We start from the raw sequence: 23,759 nt of genomic DNA on the forward strand, positions 1-23,759 counted from the left end.
GAGGAAAACACATATGAACGTACAGGATTTGATTGCAAAGAGAGCAAGAGCGTGGGAGGCGGCGAAGTCCTTCCTCGAGGCTCACAGGGGAGAGAACGGTGTCCTCTCTGCGGCAGATGGGGAAACCTATGACCGGATGGAGAAGGAGATCACCGATCTTACCAAAGAGATCGACCGCCTGAACCGTCAGGCAGCCATTGAGGCACAGCTGAACCAGCCGACCTCGGCTCCGCTTTCTAACATGCCGACCAGCACTGGTGAGAAGGTCAAGAAGGGCCGCGCTTCCGATCAGTATGCGAAGGATATGCTGACCGCCATGCGCACGAACTTCCATCAGGTATCTGACATCCTGCAGGAGGGCGTAGATGCCGATGGCGGTTACCTTGTACCGGAGGAGTGGGATTCGAGACTGATCGATGTCCTGAATGAAGAGAACATCATGAGAGGCCTTGCTACTCAGATCACCACTTCCGGTGAGCACAAGATCAACATCGCAGGTGCCAAGCCTACGGCTGCATGGATCGAAGAGGGCGGCGCTCTCCAGTTTACAGATGCAAAGTTCGGTCAGAAGATTCTCGATGCCCACAAGCTGCACGTGGCAGTGAAGGTTACCGAGGAGCTGCTCTACGACTCCATGTTTGACCTCGCAAGCTACATCACGACCCAGTTCGGTATTGCGATTGCAAACGCCGAGGAGGATGCCTTCCTGAACGGCGATGGCAAGGGCAAGCCGACCGGCCTTTTTGATGAGGCGAACGGTGGCACCGTCGCAAAGACCCTCACCGGGACCAAGCTCGGCACCGATGATGTTCTGGATCTCGTGTATGCTCTGAAGCGCCCTTACCGTAAGAAGGCAGCATTCATCATGAACGACCAGACCCTTGCGGCGCTGAGAAAGCTGAAGGACAACAACGGAGCTTACATCTGGCAGCCGTCTTATCAGGCAGGAGAGCCGGACAGACTCCTTGGCTATGCGGTTCACACCAGCGCCTTTGCACCGGAGCTTGCCGCCGGAAAGCCTGTGATGGCATTCGGCGACTACAGCTACTACAACATCGGCGATCGCGGCACTCGTTCCATGCAGGAGCTTCGCGAGCTCTTCGCAGGCAACGGTATGATCGGTTACGTTGCAAAGGAGCGTGTCGATGGTCTTCTGGTGTTGCCGGAGGCCGTGCAGATCATGAAGGCAGGCGCATCTGCCTGATCCGCAGTTGTAACAAAGTAATGTTGAGAGCTCGGGGTGTCACAGCCCTGGGCTTTCTTTCTGGCTGGAAGGGAGGCAGTGATGTTCTCACTGGATGAAGCAAAGAAATATCTCCGGGTCGATTCGAACGATGAAGACGACATCATTCAGCAGGAACTGGATGCCGCCGAGAGCCTAGTCGCTTCGGTTCTCCGGAAGGACAGTCTTGGTGAAGACGATAGTCCGATTGTCACGGTGGCAGTGCTGTATTCTCTCGCTTACATCAACGAGCATCGGGAAGAAGCTGATCATCACGCACTGACGATCACACTCCGGAACCTTCTCTTCGGAGAACGGGACCCGAGGTTCTGATGGAGGTGTGAGATGAATATCGCGGCAATGAATGTCCGTGTCACGATCCAGAAGAACGAGGTCGTGAAGGATAAGTACGGCAACCACGCCAATACATGGGTCGACTTCTACACCTGCTGGGCGACACCGGTTCAGAGTGGAGGGTCCGAAAAGCAGGAGGCCGGGACTACCAACAGCACGGATGCGATTGACTTTACGGTCCGTTATGCAAAGTGCCTTGAAGGACTCGATTCCACAAAGATTCGGATCCGCCTGGGAGATGCGATCTATAACGTCACCGCCATTGATCCGATGGGATTTAAGCACAACAGTCTTAAATTCAAGTGCGAGAAGGTGAAGCGATGAAGGTAAAGGTAGATGATCTTGCGGCGACGGTCGAGAAGACACTCTCGGATTATGCCGACGATGTGAACGACATCGTAAAGCAGGAGATCAAGGATGCCGGGAAGGAAGCCGTAAAGGAACTGAAGGAAAAGTCACCGAAACGCACTGGAAAGTATGCGAAGGGCTGGCGTTCTACCGTCCAGAAGGAATCAGCGATCGGGGCTGAGGTGGTCGTTCATAACAAGATCTATGGACTCACGCATCTTTTGGAAAAAGGCCATGCCAAGCGTGGAGGCGGGCGAGTCGAGGGCACTCCTCATATCGCTCCGGTCGAGGAAGAGATCACCGGAAAGCTGTCGGATGAGATTGAAAAGGAACTGAAGGGCTGAGACCGGGAGGAAGCAATGGATAAGATCATACAAATTCTGGAGGAGTTGGGACTTCCCTTTGCCTACGACCATTTTGCCGAGGGAGAGGGTCCAGATCCTCCCTTCATTTGTTTTCGGTATCCAAACAGCGACAACTTCGCTGCAGATGGAACCGTGTATTTCCCGATCACAGAGATCGACATCGAGCTCTACACGGATCGGAAGGATCCGGAGACAGAAAAGAAACTGGAAGATCTGCTCGTGAAGAACGACATCTTCTTTGATAAGACGGAGACCTGGATAGAGTCGGAGAAGCTCTACGAGGTCTTGTATTCCTTTGAACAGGAGGCATGAAATGGGAAGTAAAAAGAACAAGGTTAAGTACAACCTTAAAAATGTACACTATGCCATCGCGACGATTGCCGAGGATGGCACGGCCACCTTTGCGGATCCGGTGGCGTGGCCGGGTGCTGTATCTCTTTCGCTGGACGCTCAGGGAGACCAGACGATCTTCTGGGCAGACGGCGTGCAGTACTTTGTCACCAATGCGAACAGCGGCTACAACGGAGACTTCGAGTCAGCAATGGTACCGGAGGACTTCCGGGAGAACGTCCTCGGAGAGATTAAGGATGGCAACGGTGTTCTGATCGAGGATGCGGATGCGCAGCCGATCCACTTTGCGTTGCTCTTTGAGTTTGACGGCGATGTGAACGAGATCCGTCATGTCATGTACAACTGTACGGCATCGAGACCTTCCGTGGCGTCTTCCACAAAGGAGGATTCTATTGAGGTCCAGACCGAGAGCCTGACCATCAATGCCACCAGCATCAAGGATGCAACGCTTGGCAAGAACATCGTCAAAGCCCGTTCTGGTGCGGATACGGCGGATGCTACTTATCAGAATTGGTACAGCAAGGTCTACACACCTGCTGCGGCCAGTGCATCTACAAGCACAGCATCGACCAGCACGACGAGCACAACCACATCCAGTTCCAGTAAGTGATAAGGAGGAGAGCGTATGTATCAGGAAATTTCTCTCCGGCTCGTTGACGGGTCAGAGAAGAAGTTCCCGTTTCTCGCCACGGGGACCACGGCTTACAGATATAAACAGGTATTTCATCAGGATCTGATGATTCTTTTGAACAAGATGGAGAACAGCGAGGACGACCAGACGGATATGACGGTCGGAGACAAACTCGCTTTTATCATGAACGCGCAGGCAGAGAAACGGGACATGAATACCCTGAACGTGGACGCCTTCCTCGAATGGGCGGATCAGTTTGACGGGGCAGAGTTGTTTCTGCATATGCAGGAATTCGTCACGCTCTATCTTGGATCGCGGAGGACAACTTCGAAACCAAAAAAAGAAGCCGCCCAACTGAAAGGGAAGTAAACACAGCCGTGTTTATGCTGCGTGCCAAGCAGCTGGGCTTTTCCCTTGCAGAACTCGACAGTGTAGAGGAAGGGCTCGTGATGGATATGATCATTGAATCCGGGAATGACCTCTGTGACGACGAGTACCGGCAAGTAGCAACGCAGCAGGATTTTGATTCGTTTTGATTGAGCATCTGTGAATAGCCGGTGCTTTTTTCATGCCATGAAGGGAGGAGTAGTCTATGGCAGATCGTATTAAAGGCATAACCATTGAGCTGGACGGCGATACTACCAAGCTCTCCAATGCTCTGAAAGGTGTGAACAAGGAGATCAGGGATACCCAGTCGAATCTTAAGGATGTAAACAAACTCCTAAAGATGGACCCGGGCAATGCGGATCTTCTTACGCAGAAGCAGAAATATCTCACCGACGCGATTGACGCGACAAAGAAGAAGCTCGCCGAGGAGAAGGAAGCCCTCGCACAGCTGAAGGCGGGGCCTCAAACAGAGGAGACGCAGAAGCAGCAGGAAGCACTGACCCGGGAGATTGAAGCTACCAAGCAGTCGCTGGAAGGACTCGAGGACGAGTACAAGAAGTTCGGCTCCGTTGCCGGCCAGCAACTTCAGGTCGCCGGCGACAAGATGAAAGAGGTCGGCGGCAAGATCAGTGATGTCGGAGGTGGGCTCACCAAGGGCATCACAGTTCCGGTCGCTGCCGCGGCGGGAGCGTCAGTTGCGGCTTGGAAGGAAGTCGATGAAGCTCTCGATACCGTTACTGAGAAGACGGGTGCAAGTGGTGCTGCCCTTGAGGATATGCAGAAGAGGGCGAAGTCTATCGCAGAGACAATCCCGACTGATTTCCAGACCGCCGGTGATGCTATCGGCGAGGTGAACACGAGATTTGGTCTAACCGGCGATGCACTCGAGGATCTTTCCACGAAGTTTGTGGAGTTCGCCACACTGAATTCAACGGATGTATCCACCTCGGTCGACAACGTGTCGTCCGTCCTCAATGCCTTCGGGCAGTCTTCTGATGATGCCGGGAATCTTCTCGACGCTTTAAACCAGGTCGGGCAGGCGACCGGTGTATCGATGGATACCCTCTCGCAGGATCTTGCAAAGAATGCCGGGCAGTTTCAGGCAATGGGACTTTCGGCAGAGCAGGCAGCAGGATTCATGGGTGCGGTCGAGATGTCGGGCCTTGATACCTCGACGATGCTTACCGGCCTAACCAAGGCACAGAAGGTTGCTACGAAGAATGGCCAGTCCCTCAGTGATGCTCTGAAGGACTTCTCCAAGACGATGAACAGCAACCAGAGCGATACAGAGAAGCTGCAGGCAGCTTATGACCTGTTCGGCTCTCGCGCCGGTGGTGCCATTTACAATGCAGTTCAGAGTGGCAAGCTCTCATTAAACGACCTCTCTACCACGCTTGGAGATTATGCCGGGTCGGTAGAGAAGACGTTCAATGAAACACTGGATCCTCTCGATCAGATGACGGTTGTGATGAATAACCTGAAGGACCTCGGAGCAGAGATTGTCGATGCATCCGCACCTATGATCACAGAAGCCATGACGCAGATCAAAGATGTGGTGACTGCCCTGAAGGATGCATGGGATGGCCTGTCTCCGTGCATGCAGGAAGCAATCGTCAAAGCGGCACTTATTGCTGCGGCGGTTGGTCCGGTTCTTGTAGGCATCGGAAAGGTCGTCACTGCAGTCGGCTCTGTGACGAGTATCGTTGGAAAACTCGTCGGTTTTATCTCCGGCACGGTGATTCCGGCAATCGGGGCAGTATCCGTACCAATCCTTCCGATCATCGCTATCATCGCGGCAGTTGTGGCTGCTGTGGTTGCGGTCATTGAGATTGTGAAGCACTGGGGAGAAATTTCTGAGTGGTTCGGCGGTGTGTGGTCTACGGTCTGCTCTGGTGTGCAGTCGATCGGGGAAGGGCTCGGTACCTTCTTCTCCGGGCTTTGGGACGGTATCCAGTCCACCACGGAGACTGTCTGGAACGGCATAAGCAGCTTCTTCACCGGACTGTGGAGCGGAATCAGCACCACGGCAACGACGGTCTTTACCGGAATCTCCGATTTTCTTGGCAATACGTGGTCGACCATCAGCTCTGCTGCATCGACAGCGTGGAGCGGGATCACCACGATACTCTCCGGTGCATGGGATGGGATCAAGACGACAGCCGGAACTGCTTTTGATACCGTAAAGACCACCATCAGTACCGCATGGGACACCGTAAAAACAAACACCGGCACCGCGTGGGATGCCATTCAGGCATCTGTTGATCAGCATGGAGGTGGGATCAAGGGCATCATTGGTACCGCAGTGGATGCCTACAAGTCGATCTGGGAGGCAGGATTCTCGAAGATCAATGAGTTGACGGGCGGGAAGCTCGGGGATGCCTTGTCTTCTGCACAGGGAAAGCTCGATGACATCAAAGGAGCATTCTCCTCCATGATCGAGAATGCAAAGAGCATCGTAAGCGGTGGCCTTGACCGCATCAAGGGTTTCTTTGCCGGGTGTCATCTGGAGCTTCCAAAGATCAAGCTCCCGCACTTCTCCATCAGCGGCAAGCTCTCCATTGACCCGCCTTCAGTTCCGCATCTTTCTGTGGACTGGTACCGGAAAGCCATGGATGATGCCTACATCTTAAACAGCCCGACGATCTTTGGCGCTGCAGGCGGCAGGCTCCTTGGCGGAGGAGAGGCCGGTCAGGAAGCAGTAGTTGGTACAGACAAGCTCGCAGAGATCGTACAGGGAGCTCTGGCAGGTGTCGGTGGCGGCGACATCATTATCCCGGTTTATATCGGGCAGGAGAGGATTGATGAGATCGTCGTCCGTGCCACCCAGCGGAGCAATTACCGGTCAGGAGGGCGATGATGCTTAGTGAATATCCAATCTACTTTGATGATGTAAAGCTCTTTCCACCATCGAAATGGGAAGAGAGTAGCAGCGTGGTCGAGAGTGTAAATCAGACCGAAGCAGGAACGGATCAGGTCATTGTCACAAGATATGACAAGCTGTCCGTCTCTGCCTCTTTTCAGTGTTCTGCAGGCTGGGCGTCAAAGTTTGCTGCTTTTCGTGATAAGGACAGTATTGAGGTGAAGCTCTATGATTTGAAGACACAAGGCTATAAGACGCGGCAGATGCGGATGCGGAATTTTAAACCGGGACTCGAGGAGCACTCGGAGAAGACAAAGGGAACGAATGGGCTCTACACGGTGAGCTTTGACCTTGAGGAATTCTAAGGAGGGAGGCGCTTCATGTACGCAGTAAGTGAACAATACAAGGCTGCCATGAAGCAGCCGGTCCAGAGATTCCGGATGACGGGAAAAGTCGGCAGGGCATCCTTTACAGATGACAACATTCTTTCTGGATCTTTTTCGATTACCAACCAGTGCTCGGATGACTCCTCTGTCCAGATCGGACAGGTCTACATCGGAGAACTGGATGTGACGCTCATGAACGTAAACATTGCCCGGTATAGCTGGAAAGGTCAGGAGATCGCACCAGTATTTGGCATGCATCTGTCGGACGGAACCTACGAGGACGTGCCGCTTGGCATCTTCACGATTGACTCCGCAAAGCATACCGCCTCCGGTGTGGTGATTAAGGCTTACGATCACATGGCCAAATTTGATAAGAACTGTTCGGTCACTTCCATCAATGGCACGGCTTACAACCTGATGCTCACGGCTTGTACGGCCTGCGGTCTTTCCCTTGGCACCACGAGTGAAGAGTTCGCCGCAATGGCAAACGGATCAGATGAGCTTTCCCTTTACAGCGAGTCCGACATTGAAACTTGGAGAGACTTTGTCTCATGGGTCGCCGTATCGATTGCTGCAAACGTCTATGCAGGCCGGGATGGAAAGATTTATGTCCGGGCTTACGATCAGGTTGTAGTGGATGAGCTTGATACCGCTCATCGCTTTGCAGGATGTGAATTCTCTGATTTTACAACTCGCTACACCGGACTCTCCGTTGTGAACCTCGCCGGGAAGACCACATCTTATTATGCCCTCGATCCGGACGACGGTCTAACCTACAACATCGGCTCGGATCCCTTTCTCCAGTATGGTGTGGACGAGAAGAAGGATGCACAGAGAAACGCGATCCTGACCGCATTGTCACAGGTTGACTATGTGCCGTTCAAGGCAGAGCTGATCGGAAATCCCGCCTACGACCTCATGGACGTATTCCGCTTTTCTGATGGGCTTGCTGATAAGGACAAGCTCTTCTGTATGACGAAGTTCACGTTCAGCTACAATAAGTCCTTCACCATGCAGGGGGTAGGACAGGACCCGGCACTTGCATCAGCTAAATCTAAGACGGATAAGAACCTGCAGGGCATCCTGTCCTCAAATGAGAATCAGGATTACATCCGCTACTATGACTACCAGAACGCAGCGGACTACGACATCGCTGACACAGCTAAGGCGAAGATCATCGATATCCGCTATATCACGGTAAAGGACACCCACATCGACTTCCATGCAGAGATCAAGCTGACGCTCGATACGACGGAAACGGAAGCAGAAGGCCTCCTGTCAGATACCGATGCGGTCATGACTGTTACCTACTACCTGAACGGGGAGGAAGTTAAGGACTACGTTCCGGTGGAAACCCTGCCAGATGGGACGCATCTCCTGCATCTTCTTTTTACATGGAACAGTACAGCGAATCTTACTGGAAATTTTGAAGTTTGGCTTTCAATGGCCGGTGGCAGTTGCCATATCTCACGCGGAGATGCCAGAGCTTACATGGCAGGACAGGGGCTGGCAGGAAACGGTGCTTGGGATGGAACGGTCACAGTTTACGATACGCTTCCGGGCATGAACCTGTTTCCGGTGTGCCGGGGCGTTGATACTTCGGTGGACTTCAGCCTCTTTTCCCCGGGGACATATGGCTATTCCGACATCGTTCCTTCAATGTCTCTTACGAGTGTGCTGCAGCCGATCGCTGGCACCATCGGTCCGGTGAAGTTCCTGCACCGGTTTGATACGGAGCACCTTGACGCGGTCACCTACAACACGGATGAGATTGAAGTGAAGGATGGCGTATGGAAGCTGAAGGATGGAGTGACGATCGCGGAACTTGTGACAAAGGATTGTGAAGTGGAACAGGTTCTCAATGCCGCATCGAACTGTGACAGCAACAACGTGAACTTCCTTGCCTCCTTCGATCATGGCGGCACCTGGTGGGAATACGCCAACGGATGGATCACACCGGATACCAAGAAGGAGTCTTATGGCATGTTCGCCCCGGCAATGAAGGAGATCACAAAGGAACAGTGGGCCGTAAAGCTCACCGGTTCCATTCAATTGAAGACGATCATCCATGAGAAGGGGACACTTACGGATATCCAGATCTTTACGAAAGAGGTGGAAGAATGATCAAAGGACATACCAAAATCGAGCTCTTTAATGCCAAGACAGGAGAGCGTGAGTTCGAATATGAAAAGGACAACCTCGTTACGAACGCAGTGCAGGAGCTGATTGCTTTCCAAACCATGATCGGAAGACCGATGAACAATAATGTCTTTCCCATTGCGAAGAATGCTCTCGGCGGTATCCTGCTTTTTGACGGGAAGCTCACTGAGGATGTGAACAATACAAACTTCCCAACAGAGGCGAAGCTGGTCGGCTATGCTTCCCGGGATACCAACACCGATGACGCCATGCGAGGATCCTTAAATGCGATCGAGACACATAAAACAGATACCGGCTATGTCTCCGTCTGGGACTTCGGTACGGCGCAGGCAAACGGAACCATTCAGTCGGTTGCCCTGACGAGTGCCTATGCCGGAGTGAATCCCTTCCAGAGACAGGTTTGCGGGGACTTCTTCTGTGATATGGATACCATCGAAAATAAGGAACATAACGGGAGGCCATTCCTCGTAAAGGATGGGTTTGTTTATTGGCTGAATGCGGATGGTGTCACAGTTCAGCGCGGAAGGTTTGATCCCTATGCGGTGAAGGTGGCCGATCTGACTTATGGTTCTTTTACCCTTCCGTATGAGAACGTAACGACGCTGGAGCTTCCAGATTATAAGAATTTTAGCAATATTGGTCCGGCAAAATACTGGATGCCCGGTACGGATGGCTACCTCTATCTCATCACGCAAAACAACCGGGTCAGCAGTTATACCTCTTACGGCAACACCTACTACAACTATTATTACGATGAGGGAAATGAAAAGGACGACGCAAAGCTCTACATCACGAAGTACAAGATGTCAGATCTATCTTTTGAGAAGCAGCCGGAGGAGGTGGTCACGCTTGCCGGGGTGTACCTGGCTTCGAGAAATGAGTATTCGATCGTCATCAACAAGGGGTACCTCTACGCCAAATCTTATGATGCACATAGTATCTACGTTGTGAACCTGTCCAACACGGTGGACATTAAGACCTTTACCTTTGATAACAACGGAACATTCGACGGGATGACGCCGATGTTCTATAACGGCGGCGTTCAGTACCAGTATCAGTATCAGAAGGACGGGAACAATTATTACAGGACAGGCTTCCTGTATCCGGACGCTTCTCATTCCGAGGAGGCGGTTGACGGAGCTGCGATTGCAATTTTGCCGATCCTATATTCCGATGGGAAGATCCTCGCAACCTACCATTATGATGGCTATTACGATAATGACCGGATCCGGACAGCGCTCAGGTGTGCCTACCTCGGAACGATCAATAACCTGTCGTCCCCGGTAACAAAGAACGCTTCGCAGACCATGAAGATTACATATACACTGACGGACAAGGAGGATGCATGAATAAGCAGTATGAAGTTCCCTACAACTTTTCCTATGACTTTGTGCCGAAGCTCTCCCGTAGACGAGAGCTTTTTCCATATATCCGCTGCATTTACCTTCCAGCATGGAGGGAGGATGCCACCAGTACGAGAAAGGACATCGAGAAAAGAGAGGAATACCCAAAATCCTATGACGAATATGTTCTGCGACTGAAATGTCTGCAGCAGCTCGGGCTTCCGCTCTGTGTGCTGATGCAGAGGAATGCGACATTAGATGCGCTGGAGAGATATTACGACCTTGGTATCCGGATGTTTACAATCAGCGACGACTCACTTGCGATAGCGTCAAAGAGCAGACACCCGGATATCTCGGTCACGCTCTCTATTACCAGTGCTTTGACAGAATCGGATATCAAGAGCCGGGACCTCTCCATGTATGATCATATCGTGCTGTTTTTCTGGTTCTCCCGTCACCTCGATACAGTGAAGACTCTGCCAAAGAAGTATCGCTACATCCTGATTCCAAACACGGACTGCTATTGGAACTGCAGGTGGCACGATGCGCATTGGTTTGCCACAAACTGGGAAGCGGAGAGAGTAGCTACGAGCCAGTGCCGGAAATGCATTCATGATATGCAGGATACCTCGTATGTCGAGCCAGAGAACCTTTCGCACTTTGATCCGTACATCGACTCTTATAAGCTGGTAGACCGTCTCAATACAACCGACCAGATCCTCTCAGACCTTGCGAGGTACACATCCCGAAACGAGGGAGCTCAGAAGCGGGAGGAGGCGTACTTCAATGTCGATTAAGAAGATCCAGTACGGAGGCGCTCACAAAGTGATCCGGCGGCTCTGTGAGGCAGTGAATCAGCTGATCACAGCAGAAGATGTGCTCTCGAAATTTGATGCGGATGGTGACGGGGTTGTCGACAATGCCGCCAAGGTGAATGGCCATACTGTGGGAAGTGATGTCCCGGCGGATGCAGTCTTTACCGATACGGCCTATGACGACTCTGAAATGAAAGCGGCGGTCAAGGCGAACACAGACGCTCTTGGAGGACATACGGTGAAAACTGATGTTCCAGAAGGTGCTGCCTTCACCGATACAACCTACACGTTTGAGCTGAAGGATGGAAAGCTTACCATCCGGTCCTCATCGGGAACCAAGCAGGTGCTGACTCTGCCAACATCCAGCTCTGGCGGATCCAGCGGAGATGTCACAGAAGTGACAAAGCCCTCGTTTGACCACATCAAAAACGTCGCTGCCGTGACGAAGCTGGCTCTGGATGTCGATGATGGGAATGGATTCGTCACGTATAAGGCAAACAGCGCTGTTCACCTGAAGCGGTCTTCACTCACCAAGAGTGACCCGGATCTTCGTCTGAAAGTTGTCGAAGTGCAGCTTTCGGACGGAACCCTGTCGACCGACATGGACACCTATAACGGGTTCCGGTTTTATGCGACAACAGGAAAGTGCATCGTGGATAACGGAGACAATGGTACGACGTCTTACCCGGATGCAGACCAAATCGGGCATTTCAAGTTTGCCGCTGGTGTTGCCAACGATGAGACGACTCTGATGGCGTACAATCAGGCAACGCTCAAGTATAAGTACCTCATGGTGTATGTCGAAGATTAAGGGAGGTGATACCATTGATAGACTTTATCCTACGATACTGGATTCAGGAGCTGTTTGTCCTGATCATTGCTATCATCACATGGCTTTGGCGGGCGCTGCTCCGGCGAAAACGGGAGAATGACGAAATCAAAGAAGGAATGATGGCATTGCTGCACGACCGTATTTATCAGGCCTGCAGCTTTTTTATTGCCCGGGGATGGTGCTCTCCGGAAGACCGGAGCAACCTCGAGTACCTGTACAAGCCGTACAAGGCGCTTGGCGGTAATGGCACCGGAGAGTCCTTGTATAAGAAGTGTCTGGAACTGCCGCTTACGGCAGACAGAAATAACGAGAAGGAGGATTGAAGCTATGGATTTTGGAATTGCAAGTGTGGCGGCAATCACGGTGATTGCGTATCTGGTCGGCATCGGCTGTAAGGCAGCTGGATCCGTGAAGGATGAGCTGATCCCGGTGATCTGTGGATGCGTTGGTGCGGTGCTCGGCATTGCGGGGCTGTACCTGATGCCGGATTTCCCAGCAAAGGATGTCATCAACGCTCTAGCTGTTGGTATCGTATCTGGTCTAGCGGCAACTGGCGTGAACCAGATCTATAAGCAGCTGACCAAAACGAATCAGTGAGAGGAGGTGATCCTCGTATCCCGGTAGTCCCATCCGTTAATGGGATGCTGTTTCATGGCTCTTCGGGCTTCAAAACCCGGAGGGCTTTTCTTGTTGGAATGAAGGAGGAGAAACACATGAGTGAATTCAGAGGAATTGACGTCAGCCATTGGCAGGGAGCTATTGACTGGGCGAAGGTCAGAGCGGCAGGCATCCAGTTCGCCATCATCAAGGCAGGCGGATCGGATGCGGGATTCTATACCGATCCAAGATGGGAAGAAAACTACAGAGGAGCAAAGGCAAATGGGATTGCTGTTGGAGCGTATTATTTTGTCGGTCCTGCCTGCATATCGGCAGAGGATGGAAAGGCCGATGCTGAGCGCTTCCTTGTACAGTTGAAGGGTAAGCAGTTCGAATACCCGGTATATATCGATGTCGAGGCAACAGCTCCGGCAACAAAGGCCGGGGCTACGGCGGCAGCAATTGCCTTTTGCAGAGCGCTAGAATCTGCCGGATACTTTGCCGGAATCTACAGCTCTACATATTCTGGGTTCCGTGAGCGACTGGACGATTCGAAGCTTACGCCATTTACCCATTGGGTAGCACAGTACGCTCCGAGATGTACTTATAGCGGAGCATACGGAATCTGGCAGTATTCATCTTCCGGACGGGTAAATGGCATCAATGGTAACGTGGATTTGGATATCTCGTATCAGGATTATCCGTCCATCATCAAGGCGGGCAGATTCAATGGCTATTCTAAGGTCGGCGCAGCGCAGCCGTTAACACCGGTACAGCCACACAAGTCGGTTGATGAACTTGCCCGGGAGGTGCTTGCCGGTAGGTGGGGCAACGGTGATGATCGGAAGAATCGCATCACAACTGCTGGCTATGATTACGCAGCCGTTCAGGCGAAGGTGAATGAGATGCTTGGTGCAAATCAGGCTGTCTACTACACGGTAAAAAGCGGAGATACGCTCTCTGCAATTGCCGTGAAATATGGAACGAGCGTATCTGCGATCCAGAGACTCAATCCTTCCGTGATCAGGAACGTCAACCTTATCCAGGTGGGATGGAAAATCAGGGTAAAATGAAAGAATGCCTGTGGGCTACTCATGATGATGGGTGGCTCACAGGTTTTTTTTTGACTTTTTATTAGGTCAGTTTACAAGGAACTACACGCAGACCGTGAAACGGGCTGCTGACAACAAACGGCGCTATGCTCCCGGCTGGGTGCATAGCACCTGTTTGTTGCGGGGGTTTCCAAAGGGGGCAGCGCCCCATTTGGCACACGACTTTGCGGAGCAAAGTGTAGTGTGTTATACGCTCTGTCGGCGTTGCCCTGAAAATACCGTTGCCGCCGGGGAGGGCAAGGGCATTTGACGCGGCAGGAAAGCAGGGCTTTGTTTGGGGCTGGTAAGCCGGAAACAAAGGGCTGATTTCAGCAGCAGACAGGGCGTATTATGAAAGCCCCCGTCCCTCGTCCTCCGCCCCCGGCCTATGGGACAAAAAGTCCCAAAGCTCTGGACACCGTGACCAGATGTGTGGCCACACTCCGGGAAAAGTAGCAGGACGGCAGGAAACCGTCAAGGCTGAAATGAATGGGCTGACGCCCGGCCTTGACCGTTCCCCGCCGCCCCGCTGGATGGGTGGACAAGGTGGCCAATCCCTAAAAGTGTTTGGCCGCACTCGTTCATTTTGGGGCCTTTCTTCTCCCAAAATTGAAATGGGCGGGAAAGCCCTAAAATGGCTTTCCCGCCTTGATTACCCATTAGCAAAGACGGGCGAGACTGTCAACGGCGGCGCTGAAAGCGCCGTTCATCTTGACCGTTGACTGGCTCGCCTGGCTTTGCTACTGCCCGTAAGAGATGGAAAAACAAGATGGAAAACAAGGTTAAAAATGGTTGACAAGTCTATCGGATGTGTGTTATACTGTGCTACAGTTTGAGATTGGAAGGAGGCTTACGTGTGTTAATTTGTGTACGCTAATAAGCAATAAAAAGTAGAAGTACCTTTCCACATGATGGTGAGCTTTTTTTGCGTGCGTATGCAAAGGAACACGTAGGTTTGACACGAGCAGTCTTTGAACTGTATCGTGGTGTTTTTTCGTGCTTTGTTGTTATGCAGGCGTCTGCCCTCTCTGTGGGACAACGCCTGCTTTTTATTGCAGAAACAAAGGAACAATGCAATAAAAAAGGAGGTTCGCATTATGACCCAAAACAACAATTCATGGAGAAAAACTTATTTTACACTTCTTGCCGGACAAGCAATATCCTTTATTAGCAGCGGTATTTTGCAAATGGCCATTATCTTTTATTTGGTTGCGAAAACTAATTCTGCAATCATATTGACGGCGGCAACACTGATTGGATTTTTGCCGCAAGCCTGTTTAGGCCCGTTTGCAGGTGCTTTTGTTGACCGGCACAGCCGTAAAAGCGTAATGATTGGTGCGGATTTGATAATTGCCGCCGCTGGCGGTATTCTGGCGCTGGTGGCGTTTTACATGGAATTGCCCGTATGGTCTATTATGGTTGTCCTGTTAATCCGAAGTGCGGGAACTGCTTTTCATTCTCCAGCATTCAGCGCAGCAACACCTATGATTGTGCCAAAAGAGGAACTTACAAAATGCGCTGGTTACACGCAGACCATGCAAGCAGTAAGTGCGATTATCAGTCCAGCTGCCGCAGCGTTTTTATATGCTGTTTGGCCTCTTAATGCAATTATATTGTTAGATATTGTGGGTGCAATCCTTGCCTGTGTGACTGTTGCGATTTCGTCCATACCAACGCCTGAACTATGTCCAGAAACGAAAAGACAACAGTTTTTACAGGATATGAAAGAGGGGTATGTGGTATTAAAGCAAAACAGGGGCCTCTTTGCTCTGCTCTGGATTGGTGTAATTTATATGTTCTTTTATATGCCAATCAGTACGCTTTTTCCTCTCATCTGTATGTCATACTTCAAAGGAACACCGGCCCATGCCTCTGCCGCTGAAATTGCTTTTGCGGTTGGTATGCTGCTTGGCGGAGTCATTCTGAGCATTTGGGGCGGTTTTAAGAAACGGCGGTACACCATCGGTCTTTCCGTTCTCCTGATGGGCGTTAGCAATATGCTCTCCGGGCTTTTGCCGCCAGACGCATTTCTTGTCTTTGTTGTGTGCTGTACTGTTATGGGAATTTCCGCTCCATTTTACGGTGTGCAAAATGCGATTTTTCAAGAAACGGTCAAACCAGAATATCTGGGGAGAGTTTTTTCTCTACTGACAAGCGCCGCTTCCCTCGCCATGCCGTTTGGCCTTGTCATTTCCGGGCCTCTGGCGGAGCGGCTGGGAGTTGAGAAATGGTTTGTCATTTGCGGAATTGGCATTATCATCGTTGCGCTTGCCGTATTTTTACTACCCGGTTTGAGAGAGATTGACAATACGCAATAATCAACTGCACCTTTTTCTATTACTAAACAAAATGCCTGGATGGTGGTTCTGAAAAACCAGAACCGCCGTTCAGGCATTTTTTATCTTCGTCCTCTCTGCGGTTTTGGATTCTTCAGCAAGTCGGATTTTTCCGCAATCTTTTTCAGCCACTTCCGTTCTTCTACTGACAGCTTCCTAAAATTCAGCTTGAGCCGTTTGCAGATAAACGCCAAGTACGCTTGTTCCGTGTCGCTGTCCTGGCTGACGATTTCACAAGCAGTTTAATGAATGTTAAACCACATGTTTTTCCATAATGTGGCTTCGACTTCACGGATTAGATCGATACTCTTCTGGTCTCCCAAATCAGCAAGTCTCTCAACGTTGTCCCAGTACATGTCATCCAGCATGTCGATGAGGAAGAGGATAGTCGCGTTCTGGTGATAAAGTTCTTCGATTGTGTAACTAGTCATATTCTTATGACCTCCTTCTACTTCTATATATGCGGAAAGACATGAGTTCCCCTAAAAATTTATAAAAAATATTTAATCTGATTGAAAGGTGATTGGGCTAATGGCAGCAATGCCGCTAGCCTTTATTTTTTTGCCCATTTTTGATTCTTCTTGAAAATTGCTATGCCTCCAAACACAAAAACACTGCCTTTGTGTCCGTATCTGACTGCAGGGGCAGTCCTGCCACAGCTACGAGGAGGACCGAGGCAGTATGGAAAACAATAAGAATGAAAAGAATCAGGTTGTCGAGCTTGAATGCGGGCGCCTCCCGATTGATATGACTCCGCCGGACAGAACGCTCGATGATTATCGGACTGATTATAGCTATCACTTAGCGGTGAAGCTTCTCGATGAGCTCCGTGAAAACGGGGATATTACTGACAAGGAATACGCAAAATGTGAGCTCCATTTTCGTGAAAAATATGCTCCGTTTCTGGCGGAGATAATGCCTGAAATTCGTTGATAACATCGGGTTCCAGAGCGAATATGTCACGTACAGAAAGGAGGCCGAGACGGTGGCAACGATAACTACGATCGATCCTTCGAAGAAGGATGACAAGAAGAAACTGAAGGTAGCTGCTTACTGCAGAGTTTCAACGGGATCCGCTGAGCAGGAAGAAAGCCTGACGGCACAGAGAGAGCACTACGAGGATTACATAAAAAGTAATCCCGACTGGGAGTTTGCAGGGCTTTACTACGACGAGGCAGTCAGCGGTACCTCGACGGAGAGAAGAGAGGCGCTGGCAAAGATGCTCGAAGATGCGAAGCAGGGCAAGATCGATTTTATTCTGACAAAAAGCATTTCAAGATTCAGTCGGAACAAGATCGACTGTCTGAATATGACTCGGGAGCTTTCTGCCTGCGGTGTAGGGATCTACTTTGAGAAGGAGAACATCAACACACTGACGATGGGAAGCGAGTTCCTGCTGGCAGTCATGAGCAGCCTTGCAGAAAGTGAATCGAGAAGCATTTCTACCAATGAAAAGTGGGGCATCAAGGTCCGAATGAAGAGTGGAACCTATAAGCAGGGGACACCTCCTTATGGGTACGACATCGATGACGGGAAGCTGGTCGTCAATAAGGAGCAGGCAGAGATAGTAAGGATGGTCTTTTCCATGGCTCTTGATGGAATGGGGTCCTATAAAATTGCCAATAAGCTGAATGAACTCGGAATCAAGACCCCTAGAAACGGGAAAATGTGGAGTGCATCAAACATACGAGGCATGCTTCACAATGAGCGGTATATCGGAGACACGCTCTACATGAAGACTTTCACTGATGAAGAATACAATCATCATTACAATCACGGTGAAGTAGACCAGTATTATCTGAAGAATACGCACGAGCCTATCATTACCCAGGAGGATTTTGAAAAAGTACAGCACCTGATTGGACAAAGGAAGAAGGAAAGAAAAATTCGGGATGGAGATGGCACCTATCAAACCAATCACCTCTTCACTGGGAAAATGGTTTGTCAGCAGTGCGGGGCTCACTTGAAGCATGTTGTACGCAGCGGCAGAAAGAGTGGGTTTTATGATGCATGGGCATGTCCTACCCACATTCGTGATAAAGACAAGTGTCCACTTAAGGTGCTTGAGGATAGCAAGATTCGAGCAGCGTTTACGACCATGATGAACAAGCTCATCTTTGCACGGCGTCAGGTGCTGGAGCCATATATTAGAAACCTTGAAAGCCTAGATACAGAGACAGCGGATAAGGAAATCGGCGAGATTGACGAGAAGTATTCGGCCCTTCTGAAACAGCAGGCCGCGATCATGCAGCTTGCAGCTGATGGGGTGCTCGACCCTTCAACATGCCAGAAAGAGCTTGCCGACCTGAACGATAAGAAGAACGACCTCGGATCGAAAAAGGCATCGCTGACGATGGCCATTTCAAATAACTACAAATTCACTACCGAGGCGGGACGACTTCTCAGATACCTGAGAGACCACAACATCACGAGAGAGATGGACGAGAATGCATTTCTGGAGTTCGTTGATGAGATCGCCGTGTATTCGAGAAATATGATCGGGTTCCGGTTGAGCTGCGGACTCGAGCTGAAGGAGGAATTGCAATGAGATCAGTACTTTATGGTTATCGGATTGAAAATGGGGAGGCAGTTATTGAGCCCCGAGAGGCAGAGCGGGTGAGGGCTGCTTTTGATTCATTCAGAAAGCACGGTAATTTAACGCAGGCGCTCAGAGATTCCGGGATTCAGAAGGACCATCCTTTCATGTCTCTTATGCTCGCGAATCCAAAATACAAAGGTGATGAGTTCTATCCGGAAATCATTGATGACAATACGTTCGAAGAGGTTCAGACAAAGCGACAGAAGAAAAAGAGGCCTGCCAGCAAGAACACAGATATAAAGCCTGGAACAAGGTTCCGTTTTTTGGATTACAAGGACGAAGAACTTCCAACGGATCCAGTTGCGAGGGCGACCTATGTATATGAAAGAATTGAGGTGAAAGAATAATGGCAAGCACTCCAGAGGTTATTATCATCCCTGCCAGAAAGAAGATCGGGAATCGGGTGGTAAGGAACAATGAGAAAAAAATCCACGTAGCGGCATATTGCAGGGTTTCCACAGATTCCGACGAGCAGGAGGAAAGCTACGATGCCCAACTTAAACATTTTGAGGAGGAACTGCAGAAGAATCCGGCATGGGTGTCAGCTGGGATTTATGCAGACGACGGTATTAGTGCCACCAACACCAAGAAGCGTGAACAATTTAATCAGATGATTGATGACGCGCTGGCCGGTAAGATCGATATGATTCGCACGAAGTCGATCAGCCGATTCGCCAGAAACACGGTTGATTGCCTGCAGACAGTACGAAAGCTCAGGGCAAAGAACATTGGTATATATTTTGAGAAGGAAGGCATCAACACGCTCGACGCGAATGGTGAGGTCCTTTTGACCATCCTTTCATCGCTGGCACAGCAGGAAAGTGAATCCTTATCACAGAATGTTAAACTGGGCTATCAGTACAGATTCCAAAAGGGAAAAGTAAATGTAAACTACAATCGCTTCCTTGGATACACCAAGGGAGAGGATGGAAAGCTGGAAATTGTACCAGAAGAGGCAGAGATCGTAAAACGCATCTATCGGGAGTATCTTGAAGGAGGAAGCACGATCAGCATTGCAAAGGGCCTTGGCCGGGATGGTATCAGAAATGGTGCAGGAAATACAAAATGGCAGGGGACGAATATCCAACAGATCCTGTCAAATGAGAAATATATAGGTGATGCCCTGCTACAGAAGACGGTAACGATTGATACGCTCCAAAAGAAAAGAGTAAAGAACGTTGACCATATGCCACAGTACTATGTGCGAGACGACCATCCTGCAATAATACCGAGAGAGCTGTTCTATGAGGTTCAGGCGGAAATGACACGGCGTGCTGAACTTCGACGAGAGGGAAGACTCAATCAGAAATATTGCAGCCATATCGCCATGAGCGGCAAGGTGATCTGCGGCGAATGTGGTGCGCCATTTCAGCGAACGCAGTGGATCCTGAAAGGGGAGAAAGTGATTGTTTGGAGATGCAGATCACGCCTGCAGAAGGGCAAAAAAAGCGGCTGTCATTCCAGAACGGTAAGAGAAGCCGATCTTCAGAAAGCTGTCGTCAAAGCGGTACAGGATCTGATCCTTGATGAGGACAGAATATACAACGACATATGCTCAGATGCGCAGGAATTGACCACAGGAAACACGGATATGGAGCTTGCCGACATCAATTTCAAACTTGCTGAGCTTCAGCAGCAAGTTCTTTCCAGGGTCAAGGCTGGAAAAGATACATCCGAGCTTGCTGAGGAGATCCAGCAGCTCAGAGACAGAAAAAATAAGATTGAGACCGAAAAGTCGGAACGGAAGCGTGACGAAGATCGGGTTGCTGCTTTGCGAGAATCCGTCGAAAAGGCAAAAGATAAAGTGCTCACCTATGATGAGCAGCTGGTAAGGAACTTTATCGAGGAGATCAGAGTCTTTCCAGACAAGCTCACCATCACGGTGAAGGGCGGAGCAAAGGAGGACATCATAATTTAAGGATGAAAATATTTCATGCCGTCTCGGGATTCCGGGGCGGCTTTTCTGTTGGCAAGATAATGCTACCATATTAAACTAACATTGGGTCTAAATGAGCCTATAGAAAATATCAGATGGTTATATTTGATAAACTTCCACACAAAGAGGTGGGTCGGTAGTGAAAATCAGAATTTTACGGTCAGTAAGGAATGCGTAAAGTTATATGATTGTATTATAAGCGATTTGTTAAATTTTTATAACCACTTGTATTTGCCTGCGATTTATGGTATAATATTTTGAAATTTAGAAAGAGGTGGGAAGATGATTAACTTTTCTTGCAAATAAAATCAAAATATGCGGTAGTGCTATACTTTGGCATTATTGTGTCTATTGCAAGAAAGTTATATGTCTATCTTACTCAATATAGTGCTGTTGCCACTTTTGCTTAGTGGTGTTATTTTATGCTATGACGAGCTGCAAGGATAAACTTTCTTGTGGCTCTTATTTTGTTTTGGAGGTGCTTTATGAATAGTGCAGAACAGATAGTTACACATGATTCACTCCGTATAGTGTCGGTTCCTTTTGGTGAAATCTATACGTAGTAAACATTCACCGAACCGACTTTGTATCGTATGACATGCAAAGGAGGATAATATTTATGTCAATGATTAAAATTGAAAACCTTACGTTTTCATATCCGACAAGTTATGATAATGTTTTTGAAAATGTCAGTTTCCAGGTTGATACCGATTGGAAGCTTGGTTTTGTGGGCAGAAACGGACGAGGTAAAACAACCTTTCTGAATCTTCTGCTTGGGAAATATGAGTATAGTGGAAAAATCCTATCATCCGTACAGTTTGATTATTTTCCTTATCCCGTTTCAGATAAGAATCGTATTACAGAGGATATATTGCAGGAGATTTGCCCACTTGCGGAAGAATGGGAACTTATGCGAGAACTTTCTTATCTTGATGTTGATGTCGATGTGCTTTGGCGACCTTTTGAAACACTTTCCAACGGAGAGCAGACAAAGGTTTTGATTGCCGCTCTTTTTCTTAATGAAGGGCATTTCCTACTGATTGATGAACCTACCAACCATTTGGATGCCAAAGCGAGAAAAAGTGTGGCGGCATATCTGAAAAAGAAAAAGGGATTCATCTTAGTTTCTCACGATCGTCGCTTTCTTGACGATTGTGTTGACTATATTCTATCGATTAACCGAGCAAATATCGAAGTGCAAAGAGGAAACTTTTCATCATGGATGTCAAATTTTGAGCGACAGCAAGAATTTGAACTGGCTCAGAACGAACGTTTGCAAAAGGACATCAGACGATTACAGCAGTCGGCAAAACGCGCTGCAGTATGGTCTGAACGTGTAGAAGCTTCCAAAATTGGGGCAGCAGATAAAGGTTATGTCGGTCATAAAGCCGCCAAAATGATGAAGCGTTCAAAATCTATAGAAGCGAGACAACAACAGACAATCGAACAAAAATCAGCATTGCTGAAAAATATGGAAACCGCAGAAGCCCTCAAGATACAACCGCTTAATTACCATACAGATTTGCTTGCATCATTATCGAATGTAGTAGTTTATTATGATGGCATTTCAGTTTGTGAACCCGTTTCGTTTGAAATAAGACAGGGAGAACGCATTGTGCTTGATGGAAAGAACGGCAGTGGCAAAAGTAGCCTGTTAAAGTTGGTAGTCGGGCAGTCCATAGATTATACGGGTACAGTAACACTTGGCTCTGGGCTTGTAATTTCTTATGTGCCACAGGATACATCGTATTTATGTGGAACCCTTTCCGAGTTTGCAGAAGAAAACAACCTTGATGAAAGTTTGTTCAAGGCAATTCTTAGGAAAATGGACTTTGAGCGTGTACAGTTTGAAAAGGATATTAAAGACTTTTCTGGCGGGCAAAAGAAGAAAGTCCTAATTGCGAAAAGCCTTTGTGAAAAGGCACACTTGTATGTATGGGATGAACCGCTCAACTTTATTGATGTGTACTCACGTATGCAGATTGAACAACTCATAACGGAGTTTGCCCCGACCATGCTCCTGGTAGAACATGACAGTGTTTTTCGAGATACTGTGGCAAGTAAAATTGTGAATATCTAAATTGGTTCTTCCGCAATTTTACGTTTTTCGCTTTAATAAAAATGGAGAATGCTGATTTACACTGGCATTCCAGTATTGAAAAATTACAAAATACGGATAATTGCGTAAGAACCTCTAAATTAAAATAATTGTATGGGTTAATTCCAGCTTTACAGAGACTCAAATTCCAGTTTGTTGCCTTGATTCCTTTAGATATGTTTCCTCATTTGATGCCTGAGTTTTAGATATATTTCCGCAAACAGTGGCAAATTTTCGATATGTTTCCACAAACAGTCGGTCAGCGTGATTATGTTTTCCACTGTCTCGGCGCACGTGGAGACCATTGTGTTGCTATCACGCACAAACTCGTAGAAATCGCTGAATTCAAGCACTTTTTCGAACATTTCACCTTCGACAAAACGGCTTGGTCTGACCGCGGAAAACGGGTGGAAAAGTACATCACAGTGGTGATAGCTTTAGACCTCGTTACAGTAGCAATGTAAAACCAGATTCAGAACAGACAAATATACATAGTCATTAGAGGACGTTAGTTTACTGGCATTTCCAGTAGATTGGCGTCCTTTTTCTTTGCAGAAATTCAGGAAAGGAGGGAAAGACGATGGCATTCGATTATTTCTACGGACAGGAAGATGCGGAGCAGTTTCTGTTCTACCGGATCCCGAAGACATTGATCACCGGCGAAGAATTCCGCGAAGTTTCCGTTGAAGCAAAACTTTTATACGGGCTGATGCTGGATCGCCTGTCCCTGTCGATGAAAAACGGATGGTTTGATGATCAGAACAGAGCATACATCATTTACACAGTGGAAGACATCATGAGCGATCTGCAGTGTGGTAACCAGAAAGCAGTGAAGCAGCTGAGTGAGCTGGAGAAAAAGGCAGGACTGATCAGGCGCAAGCGGCAGGGACTTGGAAAGCCGTCTCTGACCTATGTTCTGAAGTTTTCCACAGGCAGTTGCAGATTGTCGAGCTAAACGGACATCTGTGCCATATTCGGCGGACAGTCTGAGACATAATTAGCGGACAAGTAAGGACACATTAACCGGACAATAGATCTTCAGATATAA

At 49.1% G+C, this 23,759-nt stretch carries 24 protein-coding genes and 2 pseudogenes; 24 read left to right on the forward strand and 2 right to left on the reverse strand.

Annotation, left to right across the window (positions count from 1 at the left end; all coding sequences use genetic code 11):
• Nucleotides 1-13 precede the first annotated feature (13 nt).
• The 18 genes from ACTNDI_RS04725 to ACTNDI_RS04810 all read left to right on the forward strand — a co-directional run bounded on the left by ACTNDI_RS04725 (nt 14) and on the right by ACTNDI_RS04810 (nt 16,060).
• Complete coding sequence (locus ACTNDI_RS04725; RefSeq protein WP_441099602.1) at nt 14-1,204, forward strand: phage major capsid protein; 1,191 nt, start codon at nt 14-16, stop codon at nt 1,202-1,204.
• Nucleotides 1,205-1,285: 81 nt separating this feature from the next.
• Nucleotides 1,286-1,555: a head-tail connector protein gene (locus tag ACTNDI_RS04730; protein WP_441099603.1), complete on the forward strand. Its 270-nt coding sequence runs from the start codon at nt 1,286-1,288 to the stop codon at nt 1,553-1,555.
• 12 nt (nt 1,556-1,567) lie between these two features.
• Nucleotides 1,568-1,900 (forward strand): phage head closure protein, encoded by a 333-nt coding sequence (locus tag ACTNDI_RS04735; RefSeq protein ID WP_441099604.1) that lies wholly within the window; start codon nt 1,568-1,570, stop codon nt 1,898-1,900.
• Nucleotides 1,897-2,268: an HK97 gp10 family phage protein gene (locus ACTNDI_RS04740; RefSeq protein ID WP_441099605.1), complete on the forward strand. Its 372-nt coding sequence runs from the start codon at nt 1,897-1,899 to the stop codon at nt 2,266-2,268. Before ACTNDI_RS04735 ends, ACTNDI_RS04740 begins: the two co-directional genes overlap by 4 nt.
• Before the next feature lie 15 nt (nt 2,269-2,283).
• Nucleotides 2,284-2,601, forward strand: a complete 318-nt coding sequence (locus ACTNDI_RS04745) for a hypothetical protein (RefSeq protein WP_441099606.1) — start codon at nt 2,284-2,286, stop codon at nt 2,599-2,601.
• Between the two features lies 1 nt (nt 2,602).
• Nucleotides 2,603-3,250, forward strand: coding sequence for a major tail protein (locus tag ACTNDI_RS04750; RefSeq protein ID WP_441099607.1), 648 nt, complete (start codon nt 2,603-2,605; stop codon nt 3,248-3,250).
• A gap of 15 nt (nt 3,251-3,265) precedes the next feature.
• Nucleotides 3,266-3,640: a hypothetical protein gene (locus ACTNDI_RS04755; protein WP_441099608.1), complete on the forward strand. Its 375-nt coding sequence runs from the start codon at nt 3,266-3,268 to the stop codon at nt 3,638-3,640.
• A gap of 14 nt (nt 3,641-3,654) precedes the next feature.
• A complete protein-coding gene (locus ACTNDI_RS04760; protein WP_441099609.1) occupies nt 3,655-3,807 on the forward strand; it encodes a hypothetical protein in 153 nt (50 codons plus the stop codon).
• A gap of 56 nt (nt 3,808-3,863) precedes the next feature.
• Nucleotides 3,864-6,515, forward strand: coding sequence for a phage tail tape measure protein (locus ACTNDI_RS04765; RefSeq protein WP_441099610.1), 2,652 nt, complete (start codon nt 3,864-3,866; stop codon nt 6,513-6,515).
• A complete protein-coding gene (locus ACTNDI_RS04770) occupies nt 6,515-6,883 on the forward strand; it encodes a hypothetical protein (RefSeq protein WP_441099611.1) in 369 nt (122 codons plus the stop codon). The genes ACTNDI_RS04765 and ACTNDI_RS04770 overlap by 1 nt, the downstream gene beginning before the upstream one ends.
• Nucleotides 6,884-6,898: 15 nt before the next feature.
• On the forward strand, nt 6,899-9,028 hold the full coding sequence (locus ACTNDI_RS04775; RefSeq protein ID WP_441099612.1) for a hypothetical protein: 2,130 nt from the start codon (nt 6,899-6,901) through the stop codon (nt 9,026-9,028).
• The gene (locus tag ACTNDI_RS04780) at nt 9,025-10,413 is read left to right on the forward strand and encodes a hypothetical protein (protein ID WP_441099613.1); all 1,389 of its coding nucleotides are present in this window, start codon (nt 9,025-9,027) and stop codon (nt 10,411-10,413) included. Before ACTNDI_RS04775 ends, ACTNDI_RS04780 begins: the two co-directional genes overlap by 4 nt.
• Nucleotides 10,410-11,204, forward strand: coding sequence for a hypothetical protein (locus ACTNDI_RS04785; protein ID WP_441099614.1), 795 nt, complete (start codon nt 10,410-10,412; stop codon nt 11,202-11,204). Before ACTNDI_RS04780 ends, ACTNDI_RS04785 begins: the two co-directional genes overlap by 4 nt.
• The gene (locus ACTNDI_RS04790) at nt 11,194-12,033 is read left to right on the forward strand and encodes a hypothetical protein (RefSeq protein ID WP_441099615.1); all 840 of its coding nucleotides are present in this window, start codon (nt 11,194-11,196) and stop codon (nt 12,031-12,033) included. The genes ACTNDI_RS04785 and ACTNDI_RS04790 overlap by 11 nt, the downstream gene beginning before the upstream one ends.
• A 14-nt stretch (nt 12,034-12,047) precedes the next feature.
• Nucleotides 12,048-12,377 carry a hypothetical protein gene (locus ACTNDI_RS04795; protein ID WP_441099616.1) on the forward strand — a complete coding sequence of 110 codons (330 nt, stop codon included), beginning with the start codon at nt 12,048-12,050 and terminating at the stop codon, nt 12,375-12,377.
• 4 nt (nt 12,378-12,381) lie between these two features.
• Complete coding sequence (locus ACTNDI_RS04800) at nt 12,382-12,651, forward strand: phage holin family protein (protein WP_441099617.1); 270 nt, start codon at nt 12,382-12,384, stop codon at nt 12,649-12,651.
• A 116-nt stretch (nt 12,652-12,767) separates the two neighbouring features.
• The gene (locus ACTNDI_RS04805; RefSeq protein ID WP_441099618.1) at nt 12,768-13,724 is read left to right on the forward strand and encodes a GH25 family lysozyme; all 957 of its coding nucleotides are present in this window, start codon (nt 12,768-12,770) and stop codon (nt 13,722-13,724) included.
• 1,115 nt (nt 13,725-14,839) lie between these two features.
• Entirely contained in the window at nt 14,840-16,060 is a 1,221-nt protein-coding gene (locus ACTNDI_RS04810; protein WP_002584949.1) for an MFS transporter, read from the forward strand.
• Between the two features lie 80 nt (nt 16,061-16,140).
• Here ACTNDI_RS04810 and ACTNDI_RS04815 read toward each other — a convergent pair.
• Both ACTNDI_RS04815 and ACTNDI_RS04820 read right to left on the reverse strand, forming a co-directional pair.
• Nucleotides 16,141-16,320: pseudogene (locus ACTNDI_RS04815) on the reverse strand (helix-turn-helix domain-containing protein); the annotation flags it as partial.
• Nucleotides 16,321-16,509 (reverse strand): hypothetical protein, encoded by a 189-nt coding sequence (locus tag ACTNDI_RS04820; RefSeq protein ID WP_441099619.1) that lies wholly within the window; start codon nt 16,507-16,509, stop codon nt 16,321-16,323.
• 250 nt (nt 16,510-16,759) lie between these two features.
• On the opposite strand from ACTNDI_RS04820, the gene ACTNDI_RS04825 reads away from it, so the two are divergent.
• The 6 genes and pseudogenes from ACTNDI_RS04825 to ACTNDI_RS04850 all read left to right on the forward strand — a co-directional run.
• Nucleotides 16,760-17,011: an SHOCT domain-containing protein gene (locus ACTNDI_RS04825; RefSeq protein WP_441099620.1), complete on the forward strand. Its 252-nt coding sequence runs from the start codon at nt 16,760-16,762 to the stop codon at nt 17,009-17,011.
• A 52-nt stretch (nt 17,012-17,063) separates the two neighbouring features.
• Nucleotides 17,064-18,626 (forward strand): recombinase family protein, encoded by a 1,563-nt coding sequence (locus ACTNDI_RS04830; RefSeq protein WP_441099621.1) that lies wholly within the window; start codon nt 17,064-17,066, stop codon nt 18,624-18,626.
• Nucleotides 18,623-19,024 carry a hypothetical protein gene (locus tag ACTNDI_RS04835; RefSeq protein WP_441099622.1) on the forward strand — a complete coding sequence of 134 codons (402 nt, stop codon included), beginning with the start codon at nt 18,623-18,625 and terminating at the stop codon, nt 19,022-19,024. The genes ACTNDI_RS04830 and ACTNDI_RS04835 overlap by 4 nt, the downstream gene beginning before the upstream one ends.
• Entirely contained in the window at nt 19,024-20,595 is a 1,572-nt protein-coding gene (locus ACTNDI_RS04840; protein ID WP_441099623.1) for a recombinase family protein, read from the forward strand. The genes ACTNDI_RS04835 and ACTNDI_RS04840 overlap by 1 nt, the downstream gene beginning before the upstream one ends.
• Before the next feature lie 637 nt (nt 20,596-21,232).
• Nucleotides 21,233-22,693 carry an Lsa family ABC-F type ribosomal protection protein gene (locus ACTNDI_RS04845; protein ID WP_002584327.1) on the forward strand — a complete coding sequence of 487 codons (1,461 nt, stop codon included), beginning with the start codon at nt 21,233-21,235 and terminating at the stop codon, nt 22,691-22,693.
• Nucleotides 22,694-23,291: 598 nt separating this feature from the next.
• A pseudogene (locus ACTNDI_RS04850) lies at nt 23,292-23,642 on the forward strand (replication initiator protein A); the annotation flags it as partial.
• Between the last annotated feature and the right edge of the window lie 117 nt (nt 23,643-23,759).

The organism is Bilifractor sp. HCP3S3_D3 (assembly GCF_052063915.1).
Lineage (GTDB): Bacteria > Bacillota > Clostridia > Lachnospirales > Lachnospiraceae > Bilifractor.

Coding starts and splice junctions, on each gene's coding strand:
- ACTNDI_RS04725 (WP_441099602.1), top strand. CDS start 14: ATGAACGTACAGGATTTGATTGCAAAGAGAGCAAGAGCGTGGGAGGCG.
- ACTNDI_RS04730 (WP_441099603.1), top strand. CDS start 1,286: ATGTTCTCACTGGATGAAGCAAAGAAATATCTCCGGGTCGATTCGAAC.
- ACTNDI_RS04735 (WP_441099604.1), top strand. CDS start 1,568: ATGAATATCGCGGCAATGAATGTCCGTGTCACGATCCAGAAGAACGAG.
- ACTNDI_RS04740 (WP_441099605.1), top strand. CDS start 1,897: ATGAAGGTAAAGGTAGATGATCTTGCGGCGACGGTCGAGAAGACACTC.
- ACTNDI_RS04745 (WP_441099606.1), top strand. CDS start 2,284: ATGGATAAGATCATACAAATTCTGGAGGAGTTGGGACTTCCCTTTGCC.
- ACTNDI_RS04750 (WP_441099607.1), top strand. CDS start 2,603: ATGGGAAGTAAAAAGAACAAGGTTAAGTACAACCTTAAAAATGTACAC.
- ACTNDI_RS04755 (WP_441099608.1), top strand. CDS start 3,266: ATGTATCAGGAAATTTCTCTCCGGCTCGTTGACGGGTCAGAGAAGAAG.
- ACTNDI_RS04760 (WP_441099609.1), top strand. CDS start 3,655: ATGCTGCGTGCCAAGCAGCTGGGCTTTTCCCTTGCAGAACTCGACAGT.
- ACTNDI_RS04765 (WP_441099610.1), top strand. CDS start 3,864: ATGGCAGATCGTATTAAAGGCATAACCATTGAGCTGGACGGCGATACT.
- ACTNDI_RS04770 (WP_441099611.1), top strand. CDS start 6,515: ATGCTTAGTGAATATCCAATCTACTTTGATGATGTAAAGCTCTTTCCA.
- ACTNDI_RS04775 (WP_441099612.1), top strand. CDS start 6,899: ATGTACGCAGTAAGTGAACAATACAAGGCTGCCATGAAGCAGCCGGTC.
- ACTNDI_RS04780 (WP_441099613.1), top strand. CDS start 9,025: ATGATCAAAGGACATACCAAAATCGAGCTCTTTAATGCCAAGACAGGA.
- ACTNDI_RS04785 (WP_441099614.1), top strand. CDS start 10,410: ATGAATAAGCAGTATGAAGTTCCCTACAACTTTTCCTATGACTTTGTG.
- ACTNDI_RS04790 (WP_441099615.1), top strand. CDS start 11,194: ATGTCGATTAAGAAGATCCAGTACGGAGGCGCTCACAAAGTGATCCGG.
- ACTNDI_RS04800 (WP_441099617.1), top strand. CDS start 12,382: ATGGATTTTGGAATTGCAAGTGTGGCGGCAATCACGGTGATTGCGTAT.
- ACTNDI_RS04805 (WP_441099618.1), top strand. CDS start 12,768: ATGAGTGAATTCAGAGGAATTGACGTCAGCCATTGGCAGGGAGCTATT.
- ACTNDI_RS04810 (WP_002584949.1), top strand. CDS start 14,840: ATGACCCAAAACAACAATTCATGGAGAAAAACTTATTTTACACTTCTT.
- ACTNDI_RS04820 (WP_441099619.1), bottom strand. CDS start 16,509: ATGACTAGTTACACAATCGAAGAACTTTATCACCAGAACGCGACTATC.
- ACTNDI_RS04825 (WP_441099620.1), top strand. CDS start 16,760: ATGGAAAACAATAAGAATGAAAAGAATCAGGTTGTCGAGCTTGAATGC.
- ACTNDI_RS04835 (WP_441099622.1), top strand. CDS start 18,623: ATGAGATCAGTACTTTATGGTTATCGGATTGAAAATGGGGAGGCAGTT.
- ACTNDI_RS04840 (WP_441099623.1), top strand. CDS start 19,024: ATGGCAAGCACTCCAGAGGTTATTATCATCCCTGCCAGAAAGAAGATC.
- ACTNDI_RS04845 (WP_002584327.1), top strand. CDS start 21,233: ATGTCAATGATTAAAATTGAAAACCTTACGTTTTCATATCCGACAAGT.